Source organism: Amycolatopsis vancoresmycina (assembly GCF_000716785.1).
Lineage (GTDB): Bacteria > Actinomycetota > Actinomycetes > Mycobacteriales > Pseudonocardiaceae > Amycolatopsis > Amycolatopsis vancoresmycina.
The window spans coordinates 60,365-78,345 of the sequence record NZ_JNYY01000016.1 but is presented as its reverse complement, the minus strand read 5'-3'; the positions used below and the strand labels follow the sequence as shown (position 1 = coordinate 78,345).

The window sequence follows — 17,981 nt, the reverse complement described above, 5'->3', positions numbered from 1 at the left end:
TCCTCCCGGCCGCGTGCGGTGTCTACGTCTTCGGAAGCGGCGGAACGCCGGTGACCGGAGCAGGAGGAGACACCGTTGGGCACCAGAACTTCCCCCACACCGGCCCCGGCCGCGGAGCGGATCCGGCGGCGGTGGGTGCTGGCCGTCACCGCGGTCGCGTCGCTGATGGTCGTGCTCGACGCGCTGGTCGTGGCGACCGCGCTGACCGCGATCCGGACCGATCTCGGCGCGTCGGCCGCCGAACTCGAGTGGACGGTCAACGCCTACGGCCTGAGCTTCGCCGTCCTCCTCGTGACCGCGGCGGCGGCCGGTGACCGCTGGGGCAGGCGCCGGGTCTTCGCCGCCGGGGTGACCGTGTTCGCCGGGGCGTCGCTGATCTGCGCGGTCGCTCCGGACGCCGGCACGCTGATCGCCGGCCGGGTGCTGCAGGGCGCGGGGGCCGCGTTCGTCATGCCGCTCGCGCTCGCCCTGCTCGGCGCGGCGTTCCCGCCGGAGCAGCGGCCCACGGCTCTCGGTGTCTTCGCGAGCGTCAGCGGGGTGGCGGTGCCGCTCGGGCCGCTGCTCGGCGGGGCCGTCGTCGAGGGGGTTTCGTGGCCGTGGATCTTCTGGATCAACGTGCCGGTGGGGATCGCCCTGGTCTGCTTCGCGCTGACCCGCATCGAGGAGAGCCGCGGCCCGGATCCGGCCATCGACGTCCCGGGCCTGGTGCTGGCCGGTGCCGGCTCGTTCGGCGTGGTGTGGGGCCTGGCGCAGGGCAGCACGGCCGGCTGGACCGGTGTGGCGGTCGCCGGGCCCGTGGCGGGTGGCCTGCTGGCGTTCGGGGCGTTCGCCGTCCGGCAGCGGCGCGCCGTGCACCCGATGCTGCCGCTGCACCTGTTCCGCTCGCGCCGGTTCGCCGCCGGTAACGCCGTGATCTTCTTCCACTGGGCGTCCGCGCTCGGGGCGGTGTTCTTCATGGCGCAGTTCCTGCAGGACGGGCTGGGGTACCGGCCGCTGGCCGCCGGGCTCGCGCTGGCGCCGTGGGGGCTGACGACGACGGTCGTCCCGCAGGTGGCGGGCCGGCTGGCCGGCCGGTTCGGCGAACGGCCGTTCGTCGTCGGGGGGCTCGGGCTGCACGGTCTCGCCATGCTGTGGATCGCCCTGGTCGCCGCGCCCGCGATCGGGTACTGGGCGATCGCGGTGCCGCTGGTGCTGTCCGGCACCGGGATCGCGCTGTGCCTGCCGGCCGCGCAGAGCGCGGTGCTGACCTCGGTCGCGCCGCGGTTCCTCGGCAAGGCGTCCGGGGCGTTCAGCGCGATGCGGCAGCTCGGCGGGGCGTTCGGGGTGGCGGTCCTGGTCCTCGGGTTCTCCCTGACGGGCAGTTACGCCTCGCCCGGCGCCTTCACCGACGGCTTCACCGCCGCCGCCGTGGTCAGCGCCGTCCTCGCCGCCGCGGGGGCGCTGGCCGGTTGGGCCATCCCGCGGCGCGAACCGGAGGAGCACGACCATGCCTGACCTGAAGACCCACGCCGAACTGCTGCGCTCGCTGCACCACGGGAAGCTGCTGGTGCTGCCGAACGCCTGGGACGAGGCCAGCGCCGAGCTCGTCGTCGAGGCCGGGTTCCCGGTGGTGGCGACGTCCAGCGTCGCGGTGGCGGAGACGCTCGGCCACCAGGACGGCGAACGGGCGCCGTGGCGCGAGATGTTCGCCGCCGCCGCGCGGATCGCCCGCGCCGTGCCGGTGCCGGTGACCGTGGACGCCGAGGCGGGCTACGGCCTGGCGCCGGAACAGCTGGTGGCCGAGCTGCTCGAAGCCGGCGCCGCCGGCTGCAACCTCGAGGACACCGATCACCGGGCGGGCGGGCTCACCGGCACCGCGGCCCAGGCGGACCGGCTGGCCGCGGTCCGCGCGGCCGCCGGCGCGGCGGGTGTCCCGCTCGTGCTCAACGCCCGGGTCGACGTCTTCCTGCCGCCGAGCGGGATCCCCGAACCGGACCGGACGGCCGAGGCGATCCGCCGCGGCCGGGCCTACCGCGAGGCGGGCGCGGACTGCGTGTACCCGATCGGGATGTCGGCCGCCGACGACGTCGGGCGGCTGGTCGAAGGGGTGCCCGGGCCGGTCAACGGGAACACCGGCCCGGCGCTGGACCTGGACACCCTGGCGTCGCTGGGAGTCGCCAGGGTGTCCTACGGGCCGCGGTTCCACCGCGGCGGCCTGGCCGCGATGCGCGGGGCGCTCGCAGAGCTGCGAGATTCCCTTCGCTGACCGACGATGTCCCCGACGAGCAGGAGGGTGTGTGTCTTCCGAAGCGATTCACGGGACCGAGTGGCTGCAGGCCAAGTTCGGCTCGCTCCGCCCGGCGCTGGTCGCGCACTGCTACCGGATGACCGGGTCCTACCAGGACGCCGAAGACGTCGTCCAGGAAACCTGGCTCAAGGCCGCGCGCGGGGTCGCCGCGTTCGAGGAGCGGTCTTCGCTCAAGACGTGGCTCTACCGGATCGCCACCAACGCGTGCCTGACCCACCTGAACCACCGGAGCCGGCGGGTGCTGCCCGCCGGCCTCGGCGCGCCGTCGGACGACCCCGGTGTGCGGGCCTTCGCCGACGACTCCGTCGCGTGGCTCGGGCCGCTGCCGGACGCGGTGCTCGGTGATCCGGGCGAGGTCGTCGTGCGGCGCGAGTCGGTCCGGCTGGCGCTGGTCGCGGCGCTGCAGCACCTGCCGGCCCGGCAGCGCGCGGCGTTCCTGCTGCGCGAGGTGCTCTCGTGGCAGGCCACCGAGATCGCGGACACCCTCGGCGTCAGCGTCCCGGCGGTGAAGAGCCTCCTGCAGCGGGCCCGCGGCCGGCTCGACGAGCTGGACCTGGACGACCGGCCGCCGCCCGGCCCGGAGCACGAGCGCGCGCTGCTCGACCGCTACATCGCGGCGTTCGAGGCCGAGGACACCGTGGCGCTGCGGGCCGTCATCCACGACGACTTCACCCTCGAAGCCGTACCGCACCCGCTGTGGTTCAAGGGCGTGGACGTGTGCCTGCCGTTCCTGGAGCGCGCGTTCTCCGCACCGGGCGGCGCCGCCCGGCTCTTGCCCACCCGCGCGAACGGCCAGCCGGCCGCGGGCAGCTACCGCCCGGACGGCCCCGACGGGCTGTGGGTGTTCACGGTGCGGGACGGCCGTTTCTCGCGGGCGGTGAAGTTCCACGGCCCCGGGCTCGTCACGGCCGCCGGCCTGCCGGCCCGGCTCGCTCGGTGAGCGAGCAGCAGCCGCGCCGGACCACGAACAGCCCGGCGGCGACGGCGATCGCCGCGAGAACGCCCGGCCAGTCCGGCGTGCCGGCCGTGGCCGTTCTCAGCGGATTTCCTTCTCCGCCGCCGCGGTGCGGGTCCGGAGCAGGCTGGCGGCGATCGCCGTCGCCAGGATTGCGGCGACCACGCCCAGCGACAGCGCTGTCGGGATCTTCCACACGTCCAGCAGCAGCATCTTCACGCCCACCCACACCAGCACCATCGCCAGCCCGAGCTTCAGGTACACGAACCGGTGCATGACGTCGGCCAGCAGGAAGTACATCGCCCGCAACCCCAGTACCGCGAACGCGTTCGACGTGAACACGAGGAACGGCTCCTGGGTCACCGCGAAGATCGCCGGGATCGAGTCGACCGCGAAGACGACGTCGGTGACCTCGATCAGCACCAGCACCGCGAGCAGGGGCGTCGCCACCCAGCGGCCGCCCTGGCGCACCAGGAACCGGCCGCCGTGGTCGCCGTCGGTGGTCGGGACGATGCGGCGGAACACCCGCAGCACCGGGTTCTTGCCGTAGTCGACCGCCTCGTCCCGGTGCAGCGCCATCCGGATGCCGGTGATGACCAGGAACGCGCCGAACACGTAGAGGATCCAGGCGAAACTCGCGATCAGCACCGAACCCGCGGCGATGAACACCGCGCGGAACACCAGCGCGCCGACGACGCCGTAGAACAGGATGCGGTGCTGGTACTCGCGGGGGACGGCGAAGTAGCCGAAGATGATCGCGAACACGAAGACGTTGTCGACGGCCAGGGACTTCTCGATGACGTAGCCGGCGAAGTACTGGCCCGCGAACTCCGCGCCCCAGATCCACCAGACCACGGCACCGAAGGCGAGCCCCAGCGCGACCCAGACGCCGGACCAGGCGAGCGCTTCGCGGACGCCGACGACGGACGCCTTGCGGTGGGCGGCGAGGTCGATGGCGAGCATGGCCAGGATGACGCCGAGCACGGCGGCCCAGGCCCACAGCGGGACGGTCACGACACACTCCTCCGGTTCGGTGACGAACCGGAGGTCTCCCCGGCCACCCGAAGGTGACGCCGGCACCGAGCTGCACTCGGGCAGCCGTACTGACGATGCCGGACCTGGCGGGTACTCCCCTCCGCTGCCACCAGAATGACGAACTCCACTTCGTCTGTCAAGTTCGGACGTCTACTGTGGCCGGTATGGCTTCGTGGACGTTCCTCAGCAACCACGCGCACGTCCTGCTGTGCGTGGCCGCGGATCCGGATCGGACGCTGCACGACATCGCCCGGCGCGTGGGGATCACCGAACGCGGCGTGCAGCTCATCCTCGCCGACCTCATCGCGGAGGGCTACCTCGAGCGCGAGCGCGTCGGACGGCGCAACCACTACAAGATCCACCCGGAAGGCCGGCTGCGGCACCCCCTGGAGGCGCACCACCGCGTGGCGGACCTCCTGGCGGCGCTGGGTTCCGAGCCGGTGCCCGGCGGCTGACCGCGGCTGTGAATTCACCGGCTCGGCCCGCGCCCGAGATCACTCGGGTGAGGGACGGGAAAGCGGTTTCCGCGCCCGATCACCCGCCTACGAACGGGCCGGGGCCAGCCACGCCGCGGTGTCCGCGGCCACGACGGCGGGTTCGCCGCTGTGCAGCACGACCGCACCCCACTGCGCGGGGGGCGTGAAATCCGTGGCCCCGGTGTTGACCACGCACACCACCTCGCCGCGGCGGAACGCGAGCACCGTGTCCTCGCCCGTCGCGAGCCACGCCACCTCGCCGGGCTCGCCGAGGCCGAGCTCGTGCCGGGCCCGGATCGCGCGGCGGTAGAGGTGCAGCGTCGACGTCTCGTCCTGGACGTCCGCCGCATACGCCGCGAACCAGTCCGGCTGGGGCAGCCACGGCGTGCCCGTGCCGAAGCCGAACGCCGGGGCGGCCGCCGACCAGGGCAGCGGGACCCGGCAGCCGTCGCGGCCCTTCTCCCGGCCGCCGCTGCGGTGGAACACCGGGTCCTGGCGGGCCTCGTCCGGCAGGTCGAGCACCTCGGGCAGGCCGAGCTCCTCGCCCTGGTACAGGAACACCGAGCCGGGCAGGGCCAGCACCAGGAGCAGCGCCGCCCGGGCGCGCCGCTCGCCCAGCTTGACGTCGACCTCGCCGCGGGGGCGCATCAGGGCGGCGAACGCGTCGTTGCTCGGGGGCGCGGGCTCGGGGCGGACGATGCCGTAGCGCGTGACCGCCCGGTGCACGTCGTGGTTGGCCAGCGTCCACGCCGCCGGTGCGCCGTGCACCGCGGTCCGGGCCGCGGCGCGCTCGACGGCGCCGCGCAGCGCCCCGGCGTCCCACGGCTGGACGAGCAGGTCGAACGAGAACGCCTGGTGCAGCTCGTCCGGGCGCAGGTAGTCGTCGAGGTCGCCCGGGTCGGGCACCCACACCTCGCCGACCAGCAGCAGGTCGCGGTCGTAGCCCTCGGCCAGCGCCCGCCAGCGCCGGAAGATTCCGTGCACCTCCGGCTGGTTCCAGCTGTGGGCGTTGTAGCCGCCGCCGTCCCAGTCGCGCAGGGCCGCGTCCTTGATCAGCCCGTGGCAGACGTCGATGCGGAACCCGTCCACGCCGCGGTCGAACCAGAACCGCAGGATGTCGTCGAACTCGGCCAGCACCTCGGCGTTGCGCCAGTCGAAGTCCGGCTGCTCGCGGGTGAACAGGTGCAGGTACCACTGGCCGGGCGTGCCATCGGGTTCGGTGACGCGGGTCCAGGCCGGCCCGCCGAACACCGACTGCCAGTTGTTGGGCGGCGCGTCGCCCCGGCCGTCGCGGAAGACGAACCGCGCGCGCTCGGGGGAGCCGGGGCCGGCGGCGAGCGCCGCGGTGAACCACGGGTGCCGGTCCGAGCAGTGGTTCGGGACCAGGTCCAGCAAGATCCGCAGCCCGCGCGCGTGCGCCTCGGCGACCAGCCGGTCGAACGTTTCGAGGGTGCCGTACTCGGGGTTGACGCCGCGGTAGTCGGCGATGTCGTAGCCGTGGTCGGCCTGCGGCGAGGGGTAGCACGGGTTGAGCCAGATCGCGCCGGCCCCGAGCCCGGCGATGTGGTCCAGCCGCCGGATCACCCCGCCGAGGTCGCCGACGCCGTCGCCGTCGCTGTCGGCGAAGGAGCGGACGTAGAGCTGGTAGACGACCGCGTCGTCCCAGAACGAGGGGGTACGGGAGGAAGTCGCAGACACCCCGCGATCCTCGCATGCGGGTGCCGGCCGGACCGCGGCTACCAGAGCGTCGTTGAGAAGATCCTGAGAGCGGGCCGGGTGGCGGAGCTGAACTCTCCGGGCGCGGCCGACGTGGCCTCCGGTGTTCGGGTCAACTTCCCAGGAGGTCACGGATGGCTGAGGACACGCGACGGGCAGCCGTCGTCCGCAACGACCGCGAGTACCGGCTGGTCACCAACCAGGCGGTGCCCGCCCGCGCGCTGTTGTTCACCCTCGAAGGCGACGTGACGGCCACGCCGACGCGCTACACCGTCCAGCTCGACGCGCACAGCCACGTCGACATGCCGGCCGGCTGCCCGCTCGAGGACGTGCTGGACCGGTACTACTGGCGGTTCATGAACCACGCCTGCGAGCCGACGGCCGTGATCCGCGGCCGGTCGGTGCTGAGCCTGCGGCCGATCCCGGCCTGGTCGGAGATCACCTTCCACTACGCCAGCACCGAATACGACATGGCCGAGCCGTTCACCTGCCGGTGCGGGGCCGCCGGGTGCGACGGGACGATCCAGGGCTTCCGCCACCTGCCGCCGGAACGCCGCGAGAGCCTGCGCGAGCTGCTCTCGCCGTACCTGCTCGCCGTGCTGGACGGCCGGATCCCCGAACCCGCCGGGGTGTGACGGTGAGCCAAGCGCCCCAGCCGCACGACGCCGGCCCCGCCCTGCTGCACCACTTCTTCGAGGAGTCGGCCCGGCGGTGGCCGGACGCGGTCGCCGTGGACGTCCCGCCTTCGGGCGGGCGGCCGCGGCGGACCGCCACCTACCGCGACCTGCACCGCCGGTCCGCGATCGTGGCGCGCGCGGTGCACCGGGCCGTCCGGCGCCCGGGGATCGTCGCGATCCTGCTCTCCCGCACCACCGAAGACCTCTACCTCGCCCAGCTCGGCGTGCTCCGGGCTGGCTCGGCCTACGTCTGCGTCGATCCGTCCTTCCCGGACGAACAGCTCGGGCACATCCTCACCGACGCCGCGCCCGCGCTGCTGATCACCGACCGGGCCGGCCACGAGCGGGCCGCCCGAGCCGGGTACGCCGGCGCGGTGCAGCGCGTCGACGGCACCGCCGAGCCCGCGGCGCAGCCGGTCATCGCCCCGGCGGCGCCGGCCGGGCTGGCCTACGTCATCTACACGTCGGGGACCACCGGCAAGCCGAAGGGCGTGCTCGTCGGGCACCAGGGCGTGGTCAACCTGATCCGCTCCGACGTCGCCGAGTTCGGCCTCGGGCCCGGCGACCGGGTGGCCCAGGGCTCGTCGCCGGCCTACGACTCCTCCGTGGAGGAAGCCTGGATGGCGTGGGCGTGCGGGGCCACCGCCGTGGTGATGGACGACGAGACCGCGCGCCTCGGCCCCGACCTCGTGCCGTGGCTGCGCGACGAACGGATCACGGTGCTCTGCCCGCCCCCGACGCTCCTGCGCGCGGCCGCGTGCGAGGACCCCCGGCGCGAACTGCCGCAGCTGCGCCTGCTCTACGTCGGCGGCGAGGCGCTGCCCGCCGACGTCGCCGAGCGCTGGGCACCCGGGCGCCGGATGGTCAACGGCTACGGGCCGACCGAGTGCACGGTGACGTGCCTGCGCGCGGACGTCGAACCGGGGAAGCCGGTCGCGATCGGCCGCCCGGTGCCCGGCATGCGCGCGCTGGTGCTCGACGACCGGCTCGAACCGGTCAAGCCCGGCGAAAAGGGCGAGCTGTGCATGACCGGCGCCGGGCTGGCGCTCGGCTACCACGGCAAACCGGAGCTCACCGCCGAAAAGTTCCCGCAGCACCCGCGGCTCGGCCGGCTCTACCGGACCGGCGACCTGGTCTCCGCCGGGCCGGACGGCACGCTCTTCTACCACGGCCGGATCGACTCGCAGGTCAAGCTGCGCGGCTACCGGATCGAGCTGGAGGCGATCGAGGCGTCGCTCGCGCGCCACCCCGGTGTGCGCGAGGCCGCCTGCCGGGTCCAGGGTGAGGGCGCGGGCCAGGTGATCGCCGCGCACCTGGTGCCGGAGCGGCCCGGCGGCCTGCCGGACCCGGCCGAGCTGAAGGAACACCTGCGCAAGGCCCTGCCCGCGTACATGATCCCCGCCGTCTTCGGGGCCGTGGAGACGCTGCCGCGCAGCGCCGGCGGCAAGCTGCGCCGCACCGACCTGCCCGTCCTCGCCACCGCCCGGCGGCACGCGGCCACGACCACCGCGTCCGGCAACGAGCTCGAGGAGTTCATCGCCGGCGCGCTGGGCGAGGTGTTCGAGACGACCGGCGTCGGCGTCGACGACGACTTCTTCGACGACCTGGGCGGCAGCTCCCTGCAGGCCGCGATGCTCATCTCGAAGCTGCGCGGCAACCCGCTCACCGAGGCCATCGCGGTCCGGGACGTCTACCGCGCCCGCACGGTGTCCGGGCTGGCGAAGCTCGCCGCGCCGGTGACCCACGACGAGCTGGACGCGGTCGCGGCGCCCGCGCGCAGCGCCGTCGCGATCACCGTGGCGCAGGCGGCCTGGCTGCTCGCCGAGCTGGCGATCGCCGCGCCGCTCGGCTGGTTCGCCGCGTTCGTCGCGCTGCCCTGGCTGGCCGAGCGGATCGGGCTGGTCCCGCTGATCGTCCTGGCCCCGGTCGCGCTGCTGGTGGCGGGCTTCGGCTGGACGCCGGTGGCGGTGTTCTTCGCCGTGCGGGCCAAACGGCTGCTGATTGGCCGGTTCGAGCCGATGCGGGTGCCCGTGTGGAGCGGGTTCCACCTGCGGCTGTGGATCGTGCGGCACCTGCTGCGGTTCGTGCCGTGGGGGACCATCGCCGGGACCGAGTTCCAGAACATGGCCCTGCGCTCGCTCGGCGCCCGCATCGGCAAGCGCGTGCACATCCACCGCGGTGTCGACGTCGTGCAGGGCGGCTGGGACCTGCTCGACATCGGCGACGACGCCACCATCGGCCAGGACGCCTCCCTGGGCACCGTCCAGCTGGCCGAAGGGCACCTCACGATCGGCCGGATCACCGTCGCCGGCGGGGCCACGGTGGACGTCCGGGCGGGCATGTCGCCGAACACCCGGCTCGGCCGGGGCGCCTGGCTCACCGCGTTGTCGTCGCTGCCGTCCGGCACCGCCGTGCCCGACGGCCGCCGCTGGGACGGCGTCCCCGCGCACGACGCCGGGCCCGCGCCCCGCGCGCCGGTCCCGGTCGTCACCGGCAGCCTGCTTTCGCCGTTCGCCCACGGCCTGGCGACCGTCGCGGCCCGCGCGGCGTTCGGCTGGCTGTTCGCCCTGCCGTTCTCGGCCGTCATGGTCGCGCTGGTGCTGGCCTTCGGCATCACCTACCCCGACGTGCTCGCGGCGTTCACGCAGCCGTGGGCGCACGGGCAGTTCATGGCCGTGTTCGCGCTGTCGGCCTGCCTTTCGCTGCTGGCCGGCGTGTGGCTGGAGGCGCTGAGCGCGCGGATTCTCGGCCGGGTCCGCGAAGGCGTGATCAGCCGCTGGAGCCTCGCCTACATCCGGGTGGCGCTCAAGACCGGGCTGGTCACCACGGCGGGGAACTGGCTGTCGGGCGGGCTGTTCTGGCCGGTGTGGCTGCGCTGGGCCGGGATGCGGGTGGGCCGCGGCTGTGAGATCAGCACGATCATCGACGTCGTCCCGGAGCTGGTCGAGATCGGGCCGGACACGTTCTTCGCCGACGGCATCTACCTGGGCGGGCCCCGCATCCAGCAGGGCACGGTCACACTGGCCCCGGTCCGCCTCGGGCACGACACGTTCCTCGGCAACCACGCGGTCATCCCGGGCGGGCAGCGGCTGCCACCGGACATCCTGATCGGCGTCTGCACGGTCGCCGACGACCGCATCATGCGGCCCGGCACGTCCTGGTTCGGCCACGCGCCGATCCTGTTGCCCCGCCGCGAAATCGTCGAAACGGACCGCAGCCTGACCCACGACCCGTCGTTCGCCAGGGTGGTCACCCGGGTGTTCTGGGAGTGGCTGCGGTTCGCGCTCCCGGTCGTCCCGCTGGCGGTGCTGACGGCGTGGTTCGTGATGACCGCGTACGCGGTGCAGGTGCTGCCGCTCGCCGCGTTCGTCTTCCCGGGGGCGGCGGTCGTGGCGGTGCTGACCGCGATCCTGCCGTGCGTGCTCGTCCTGGCCCTCAAGTGGGGGCTGCTCGGCCGGGTCAAACCGGGCGTGCACCCGCTGTGGTCGTGCTGGTGCAGCCGCTGGGACTTCCTCTACGTCGCCTGGGGTGTCATCGCGAGCGGCGTGCTCGCGGCGCTGGAGGGCACCCTGATGCTGCCGCTGTACCTGCGCCGCACGGGCATGAGCATCGGCAAGCGCGTGGTCCTCGGCGAGGGGTTCGCCCAGGTCGTCGACCCCGACATGCTGCACTTCGGCGACGGCGCGACGGTCAGCGCGATGTTCCAGGCGCACACGTTCGAGGACCGCGTCCTCAAGATCGGCCACGTGTACGTCGGCGCGCATTCGACCCTGTCCCACGGCACGGTTCCGTTGTACGGCGCGGAAATCGGTGAATACGCGTACGTCGCGCCGCACAGCGTGATCATGAAGCAGGAACGCCTGCTGCCGCGGCTGCGCTACGCGGGCGTGCCGACGAAGGAGCAGAAGGCGCCGTCACCGCGGACGAACCCGGAACTGCGGACGTACCCGTTCCGGTCGGGCCGCCCGCCGGTCGTCCCGGCGCCGCCGACGCAGCCGTTCCTCCGGTTCGAGCGCACGTTCACGGTGCCGGAGGAGCAGCCCGCCGCCTGGCCGCTGCCCCACGGCGGCGGGGCGCACAGTCATGCCTGAGCGAGCCGCGCCAGGTAGCGGTCCCTGGCCACGAGGCTCACCGCCAGGTGGTCGGCCAGCGGGTCGAAGAACGCGCTGCGGTACTTCGCGTCCGTCACCGTCGACGCCGCGAAGTACAGGCCGGAAAACGCCGCGATGAACAGGGACACCTGCAGCAGCTCCTGCGGGATCGGCAGCTGGATGCCGAACAGCGTGCCGCTCGTGGGGTCGCGGCCGACCCACGCCTTGATCACCGAGTGCTGCACCGCGATGATCCCGAACACCACGAAGAACACGAACACCAGCGCGGCCAGCACGAGCGTCTGCAGCACCTGGGTCAGCACCAGGACGAGGATCATGTTCGCCCGCTCCAGCTTCGTCAGCGGGACCCGCTCGCCGTCCGCCGTGAAGGCGGCGAGCGGGGTGCCGCGCAGCTTGTCCAGGCCGACCGGGACCGTGCGCGACTGCGTCAGGCGGGAGACCTCGTCCTTCAGCATCGCCAGCAGGAACACCACCGCGACCACCGCGAACAGCCCGGCCACCAGCCACATCCGCGGCCGCGGCAGGGCCGCGCCGACCTGCCAGATCTCGGTGGTGAAGAAGCCGAACACGGTGAACAGCAGGAGCAGCGGGAGGGCCCGGCTGGTCAGCTCGCCCAGCAGCTGCGTCTGGCGGAACGCCGCGCGCAGCGCCCAGCCGACGATCGAGCCGACGCCGGCGAACGCCGCCGCGAACAGGCCGGCCAGGATCGCGAGCTGGGTCACCAGGCCGAGCGGGATCGAGTCGCCCTCGATGATCCCGTCGGCGACGGGCACGACGAGCACGAACCCGGCCGCCAGCACCGAAGACGGCACCGTCCCGCCGCGGTCGACCAGCTTGCGCCGCACCCACCGGGCGGTGAGCCAGGAACCCACGGCCGGCAGGACGACCAGGCCCACCAGCAGGGCGGTGTAGCCGAGCGCGAAGGCGTCGCTCTCCATCAGCCGGTCGAACTCCGCGTCCGTCTGTCCGTCCACTGCGGACAGCACCGCGGTCAGCACCTGCCAGGCGGCGACGAAGACGACGGCGGGCGTGGTGCGGAGCAGCAGCCGCGCCGGCCGCCCCCGGACGACGGCGGGCAACCCCCGCCGCCGGAACCACTGCTCGGCGGCTTCGACCTCGTGTTCGCCCGTCATCCCGGCCTTCCGATCGGCACGGCCACCGCCGTGATCACGGCGAATGGTACCGGCCGGCCGGGGCGGAGCGACCCGCGTCAGGCCGGGAGACCGTTGTCGCCGGTCGTCAGGACCTGGGTCTTGAACTTCGTCAGGAACGCCGTCAGCTCGCCGGCCGCCGACTCGATGACCGTGCCGCCGTCCTGCCAGATGCCGTCGAGGTGCTGGAACTGCCCCGGCGGGTCGCCCTGGTTGTAGTGGATGTCGTGGACGCCGAGGCCGTGGCTGTAGGGCGCCCCGAACACGTACACCCGGCGGCAGCCCGCCAGCCGCTGCTCCAGCAGGTCCAGCGCGTTGTCCGCGGTGCTCTCGACCCAGCCGAACCGGGGCGACCGCAGGATCGCGTTGACCGCCGCCGCCAGGGGGCTCGCGACCAGCGTCAGGCAGCCGCGGCCGCGCAGCATCGGCGACCGCAGGTAGTCGAGCGCGCCGGACGTCGCGTCGCGGGCCAGGGGGTGCCAGCCGGGGCCGAGGCCGGAGACGGCGGCGAACAGGCCCGCGTCGAGGTTGCGGACCTCCCGGTACTGCACGGGAACCCCGCTCGGTGTCGACACGTCGACCGCGCATTCGTACGCGCCCTGCGGCGCCTGCACGGTCAGCTTGCCGTGGTACCAGGACCCGAAGTCGTTCGGGTCCTCCCGGGTGAACGAGACCAGCGTGCCGATCAGGACGCCGTAGCCGGGCAGCGGCATCGGGTTCTCCTCGGGTCAGCGGAACAGCAGCCGTTGGCGGTAGCTGGGGGTGTCGCGCTTGTAGTAGCGCGGAACCCAGCTGTCGTCGGGGGCGAGGTGGACGACCTTCTCCGGGTCGTCGTCGCGGAACTTCTGCTGCAGGTAACGGAAGTAGAAGTGGTTGAACAGCCGCATGAACTCGCCGAGGTAGCTGTCGGCGACCCGGGTGTCGCCGCGGATCACCAGCATGTTCTCGTCGTTTTCGTGGACCGAGGCGTCGCTGAAGTTGCCGGAGCCGGTGATGACCAGCGGGTCGTCGCCGAGCGGGTCGACGAGCATGAACTTCGTGTGGGTGTAGCGGACGTGGACGTTCAGGCCGGTCAGCTGTTCCTTGGTCCAGCGGTCGAGGATGTCGGTGCTCAGCAGCGACCCGACGGCGACCTTGACGTCGTGGTCGCGGGTGAATTCGACGTCGCCGCTGTCGGGCGGTTCTTCGAGGACGAGGTAGCGCAGCACGTCGGATTCGACGGCGATGGCTTCGGCGATCTTGTCGTGCACGCCGAACGCCGCGGTCATGAAGAACGACTTCCGGGCCCGCCCGGCGACCCCGGCGTACCAGTCGATCAGGTCGAGGGTGGTTCTCGGGCTGACCACGGGCGTGATCCCGGCCGGCGGCGGGATGGCCGGGGTGGGCGTGGCGGTGGTGTCGGCCGGCCGGATCTCGTCGTAGTCCGGGTCGGTGGACAGGCGCGTCCAGTAGGCCAGGTACCCGGCGGCGATCGCGGGGTCGCGGACGAGGTGCCCGACGTTGGACTGGCCGAACAGGCCGCCCCAGGTGATGTTGGTCGATCCGGTCCACACCGCCTGCGGTTCGCCGTCCCGCAGCAGGACCAGGAACTTGTTGTGCGAGATGGCGCTGTTGGTCTCCCGGGGGATCATGCACGCGCCGAGCCCGGCGGCGGCGATGGCCGGCTCGGACTGCTGCCACACCTTGGCGCGCTTCGGATCCGTGCTGGGCCGGCCCCGCCGGTCGTAGATGATCTTGACGTCGGCACCGCGGTCCGCGGCGGCCTTGAGGGCTTCGAGGACGCGCGGGTAGGAGAACTCGTAGACCGAGCCGCGCAGCGCGAACCCGGGGCCGCCGGCCGAGGCGACGAACTTCACGAGGGCTTCCTCGAGACCGCGGGACAGCCAGGTGTAGGCCGGGTCGCTGCGGTCGCCGGGACGCGGCGGCCGCCCGAACCGCTGCGCGTACGCCTGGCTGGCGGCGACCCCGCGGTTGAAGTGGATCGCGTGCGTCCCGGTGTCAACCGGTTCCGTGCGGACGGTCACCGTGACCTCGCGGCGCACCTCGAGGTTCTTCGGCTTCCCGTAGAGCGCGACGACCCGGTAGGTGTATTCGTGGTCCGGTTCGGCGGTGTAGTCGCCCCACTGGAACCCCTGCACCGGGTGCTCGCGCAGGCTGACCGAGGTGCCCGGGGGAATTCCGCGCGAAGTTTCCTCGAACACCTTCATGCCGCGGAGCCAGTAACGTTCCTTTTTGGCCGGATCGGTGCGTTCGATGGCGAAGCCGAGCAGGCCCTTGGTGGCCCGCTTCGGCAGGTCGATCCCGAACAGCACGACGGCGGACCCGGCCACGACGTGGACTTGCAACGAATCGGCAGTACTGCGGTTCCGCATGGTCGTGCCTCCACCCCGCCGGTCGTCCGTTCGGCAGCGGATCCACTCCGGCACTGATGGGTCGCGCGGGACGCAACGGCCGTTACGGAATCAGTGCTCGCCCGGCGCCGGCGCGGTGTTCACCTGGCCCTGCCAGGTGGCCTGGGCGCCGGAGTCGCCGATGCGGTAGACGTCGAAGACCGCCGCGCCGGCGGCCGCGACGGACAGCACCGCGAGCACCACGGTGACCGCCGCCGAAGCCGGGGCGAGGAAGGTGCGGCGGCCCTTCGCCGTGGTTTCCCGCGCGCGCCACCACACCAGCAGCGCCAGCACGGCCACCGGGAGCGCCACCCAGATCGCCGTGTCGCCGAGCTCGGTGTGGGTGCGCACCAGCGGTGTCCGCGCGACCCGCCGTTCGAGCCACTCGCCGGCGTCGGTGGTGACCGGCACGAGGAGCACGACGACCACGGACAGGATGGCGTTGGGCAGGGCGAGCTTGGCGCGCGCGGCCGGCCACAGCGCGCTGAGCACCAGCAGCAGCGCGGAAAGCGGCAGCAGCACGACGATGGCGTGCACGAGGAGGATGTGGGCGGGCAGGCCGTTGACGGTGGTCATGGTGTCCTTTGTGGAGGGATCGGGGTTCGGGGCAGGACGTCTTCAGGGTGCGCGGGCGAGCGTGGCGACCTCGTAACCGGGGGCCTGGGTGGCCACCCAGGCCTCGACGTCCTCGCCGCCGCGGGCGAAGGCCGCCGTGGCGAAGACGTCGGCCCACAGCAGGGTGGGGCCGGTGACGGTGACGGCGAGCAGGTCGCCCGGGTGGGCGCCGGTGTGCGGGTCGACGATGTGCGGGCCGCGGGCGGCCGTGCCGGACGTCGCGACGCCGCCGGTGCGCAGCTCGAGGATCGCCAGGAACGCCGTCCGGTCCACGGGATCTTCGACGGCGACCCGCCACGGCGGGGCGGCGGTCACGCCGACCCGGGCGGTGATGTCTCCGCCCACGTTGAGGTAGTGGTCGAAGCCGCACAGGCCGGCCAGGTGCGCGGCCGCCTTCTCCGCGGCCCAGCCCTTGACGAGCCCGGACGGGTCGAAGCCGCCGGGCAGCCACGCGTCGAAGTAGCCTTCGGTGCGGTCCCGGGCTTCTTCGCACAGCGCGACGACTTCGGTGACCCACGGGTGCCGGCGGGCCCGCGGCAGCAGCCCGCGGCGCATCGCGCTCACCTGGCTGTCCGGCCGGTAGGTGCTGAACAGCTCGTCGGCGCACCGCAGGCAGCCGAAGACGGCGGCGACGGCGGGCTCGACGCCGGGATCGCTGTCGACGCGCCGTCCGCGCAGGTGCAGGCTGGCCTGCGTGCCCATGACGGCACGCGTCCAGGACCGCCGGGGCGCGGTGGTCACCGGTGGGCCTGGTCGATCGCCGACTGCAGGGACTGCTGGTAGCCCTCGGAGGTGTAGGTGGCGCCGCTGACCGTGTCGACCTGTGCGCTCTGGGCCTGCAGCGTCTCCTGGTTCAGCTCCGGCACGGCGGCGGAGTTGATCCGGACGTCACGCCCGCTTTCCTGCGGGTATTCGACGGCGTCCGCCGCGGTGATGCGGCCGCCGCTGACGGTGATCCGGACCTGGACCGGGCCGTAGCGGGTGTCGGCGGCGTCGCCGGTGAACGTCCCGTCGGCGGCGGTGCCGGTGGCGGCCGCGGACGGGCTCGTGGTCCGGGACGGCTGGGTCCGGCCGGTGGCGACGGGCGTCGCGTCCGTGCTGGTGCGGTAGCTGAACAGCAGCACGACGACGGACACGGTCGCCGCGGCCGCGATGGCGATCCTGCGCATCGGAAGTCCTTTCCTACCAGGCGAACCGCTCGTGGTGGACGCGGTCGGCGGGGACGCCGGCGCGGCGGGCGCCGTCGAGCACGGCGTCGGTCCAGGCGTCGGGTCCGCAGACGTAGACGTCGTGGTCGGCGATGTCGGGCACGAGGTGGCGCAGCACCTGCTCGTCGGGCACCGGGGCGTACCCGGCGGGCAGCCAGGACGGGCGATCCGGCGACCGCCGGCCGAGCAGGTGGTGGATCCGGATCCCGCGGCGGGCGGCGAGGTCTTCGAGTTCCTGCCGGAACAGCAGGTCCTCCGGGCGGGCGGCACGGTGGAACAGCACGGCTTCCCCGGGCCGGTAGGGGAGTTCTTCCAGCAGCGCACGCATCGGCGTGATGCCGATGCCGGCGGCGAACAGCGCGATCTTCGGTCCTTTGCGGACAGTCGCGGTCAGCCGGCCGTAGGGGCCTTCGAAGAACGCCCGGGTGCCCGGCCGCAGGGTGGTGAGGCGGCGGCTGCCCGGGCCGAGGTCCTTGGCGGTGATCCGCAGCCGGTGCCCGTCCGGGGCGGCGGAGAGGGAGAACGGCTTGCCGCGCGTCCAGCCGGGACCGGCGAACCGCCAGACGCAGAACTGGCCGGCGGCGGTGGGCAGCCGGCCGAGGTCCCGCCCGCGCAGGTACACCGAGACCACCCCGCGGCCTTCGGGCACGACCTGCTCGACGACGAGCCGGTGCCGCGCGTTGAGCCACACCGGCCGCCCGACCCGGAACACGAGCACCGCGCCCGCGGCCGCGGCGTAGGCGGTCCACCAGAAGGCGGTCGCGACCGGGGAGGCGGTGAAGTCGGCGCCGGTCCACAGCTGGTGCGGGAGCGCGAGCCCGGCGCCGAGGTAGGCGTAGAGGTGCAGCAGGTGCCAGGACTCGTACCGCAGCCGGCGCCGGGCCGCGCGCACCGACGTCACCGCGACCATGCCCAGCGCGGCAGTGCCCGCAGTGGCCAGGAGCATGCCGGGGTAGGTCGTCACCAGCGCCCACGTCTCGGCCAGGACACCGGAGCGGTCGGTCGCCGCGTAGCCGAGGGTGATGAGCACGACGTGCGCGGCCAGCAGCGTGATCGAGGTGAACCCGGCGAGCCGGTGGCGGCGGGCCAGCTCGTCCTGGCCGTAGCTGCGTTCGACCCACGGGATCCGCGCCATCAGCAGCAGCTGGAGCAGCAGCAGGTCCGCCGACAGCAGCCCGGTCAGCCGCCCGGCGGAGGTGAGCAAGCCGGTCGCGAGGTCCTGCAGGCCGCGGCCGGACACCCAGAGCGCGACCACGAACAGCACACTCAGCCAGGCCGTCAGCCCGGCCGCGTCACGCCGCCACGCGCGATCCACCGGCCGCGCGAGGCGGCGGGTGGCGAGGGTGGTGGACATCGGGC

Annotated in this window: 14 protein-coding genes and 1 pseudogene; 6 read left to right on the top strand and 9 right to left on the bottom strand. The window is 73.4% G+C overall.

Features of this window, described 5'->3' with window-relative positions; translation table 11 throughout:
• Nucleotides 1-75 precede the first annotated feature (75 nt).
• Genes OO60_RS32285 through OO60_RS32275 form a run of 3 tightly spaced genes read left to right on the top strand, consistent with a single transcriptional unit; the run spans nt 76 to nt 3,227 of the window.
• The gene (locus OO60_RS32285) at nt 76-1,494 is read left to right on the top strand and encodes a DHA2 family efflux MFS transporter permease subunit (RefSeq protein ID WP_003082797.1); all 1,419 of its coding nucleotides are present in this window, start codon (nt 76-78) and stop codon (nt 1,492-1,494) included.
• The gene (locus OO60_RS32280; RefSeq protein ID WP_033262765.1) at nt 1,487-2,245 is read left to right on the top strand and encodes an isocitrate lyase/PEP mutase family protein; all 759 of its coding nucleotides are present in this window, start codon (nt 1,487-1,489) and stop codon (nt 2,243-2,245) included. The genes OO60_RS32285 and OO60_RS32280 overlap by 8 nt, the downstream gene beginning before the upstream one ends.
• A 31-nt stretch (nt 2,246-2,276) precedes the next feature.
• A complete protein-coding gene (locus OO60_RS32275; RefSeq protein WP_004561748.1) occupies nt 2,277-3,227 on the top strand; it encodes an RNA polymerase subunit sigma-70 in 951 nt (316 codons plus the stop codon).
• Between the two features lie 96 nt (nt 3,228-3,323).
• On the opposite strand, the gene OO60_RS32270 is transcribed toward OO60_RS32275, so the two are convergent.
• Nucleotides 3,324-4,256 carry a TerC family protein gene (locus OO60_RS32270; protein WP_033262764.1) on the bottom strand — a complete coding sequence of 311 codons (933 nt, stop codon included), beginning with the start codon at nt 4,254-4,256 and terminating at the stop codon, nt 3,324-3,326.
• A 185-nt stretch (nt 4,257-4,441) separates the two neighbouring features.
• Here OO60_RS32270 and OO60_RS32265 point away from each other — a divergent pair, with 185 nt between their 5' ends.
• On the top strand, nt 4,442-4,732 hold the full coding sequence (locus OO60_RS32265; protein WP_004561749.1) for a helix-turn-helix transcriptional regulator: 291 nt from the start codon (nt 4,442-4,444) through the stop codon (nt 4,730-4,732).
• Between the two features lie 87 nt (nt 4,733-4,819).
• Here OO60_RS32265 and OO60_RS32260 read toward each other — a convergent pair whose 3' ends face one another.
• On the bottom strand, nt 4,820-6,451 hold the full coding sequence (locus OO60_RS32260; RefSeq protein ID WP_033262763.1) for a glycoside hydrolase family 13 protein: 1,632 nt from the start codon (nt 6,449-6,451) through the stop codon (nt 4,820-4,822).
• Nucleotides 6,452-6,573: 122 nt separating this feature from the next.
• Between OO60_RS32260 and OO60_RS32255 the strand changes: the two are divergent.
• A pseudogene (locus tag OO60_RS32255) lies at nt 6,574-7,104 on the top strand (SET domain-containing protein-lysine N-methyltransferase); the annotation flags it as partial.
• Nucleotides 7,105-7,106: 2 nt separating this feature from the next.
• Nucleotides 7,107-11,237, top strand: a complete 4,131-nt coding sequence (locus tag OO60_RS32250) for a non-ribosomal peptide synthetase (RefSeq protein ID WP_051767837.1) — start codon at nt 7,107-7,109, stop codon at nt 11,235-11,237.
• Here OO60_RS32250 and OO60_RS32245 read toward each other — a convergent pair.
• The 7 genes from OO60_RS32245 to OO60_RS32215 form a co-directional block, all read right to left on the bottom strand.
• Nucleotides 11,228-12,391, bottom strand: coding sequence for a hypothetical protein (locus OO60_RS32245; RefSeq protein WP_033262761.1), 1,164 nt, complete (start codon nt 12,389-12,391; stop codon nt 11,228-11,230). The genes OO60_RS32250 and OO60_RS32245 overlap by 10 nt on opposite strands.
• A 77-nt stretch (nt 12,392-12,468) precedes the next feature.
• Nucleotides 12,469-13,122, bottom strand: coding sequence for a DUF2278 family protein (locus OO60_RS32240; RefSeq protein WP_033262760.1), 654 nt, complete (start codon nt 13,120-13,122; stop codon nt 12,469-12,471).
• A gap of 15 nt (nt 13,123-13,137) precedes the next feature.
• Nucleotides 13,138-14,781: a phospholipase D-like domain-containing protein gene (locus tag OO60_RS32235; RefSeq protein ID WP_063749437.1), complete on the bottom strand. Its 1,644-nt coding sequence runs from the start codon at nt 14,779-14,781 to the stop codon at nt 13,138-13,140.
• A gap of 90 nt (nt 14,782-14,871) precedes the next feature.
• Nucleotides 14,872-15,375, bottom strand: coding sequence for a DUF2231 domain-containing protein (locus OO60_RS32230; protein WP_033262759.1), 504 nt, complete (start codon nt 15,373-15,375; stop codon nt 14,872-14,874).
• Nucleotides 15,376-15,417: 42 nt separating this feature from the next.
• Nucleotides 15,418-16,155 (bottom strand): FAD:protein FMN transferase, encoded by a 738-nt coding sequence (locus tag OO60_RS32225; protein ID WP_244885620.1) that lies wholly within the window; start codon nt 16,153-16,155, stop codon nt 15,418-15,420.
• Entirely contained in the window at nt 16,152-16,583 is a 432-nt protein-coding gene (locus tag OO60_RS32220; RefSeq protein WP_033262758.1) for an FMN-binding protein, read from the bottom strand. Before OO60_RS32220 ends, OO60_RS32225 begins: the two co-directional genes overlap by 4 nt.
• Before the next feature lie 13 nt (nt 16,584-16,596).
• A complete protein-coding gene (locus tag OO60_RS32215; RefSeq protein WP_033262757.1) occupies nt 16,597-17,976 on the bottom strand; it encodes a ferredoxin reductase family protein in 1,380 nt (459 codons plus the stop codon).
• Nucleotides 17,977-17,981: the final 5 nt, after the last annotated feature.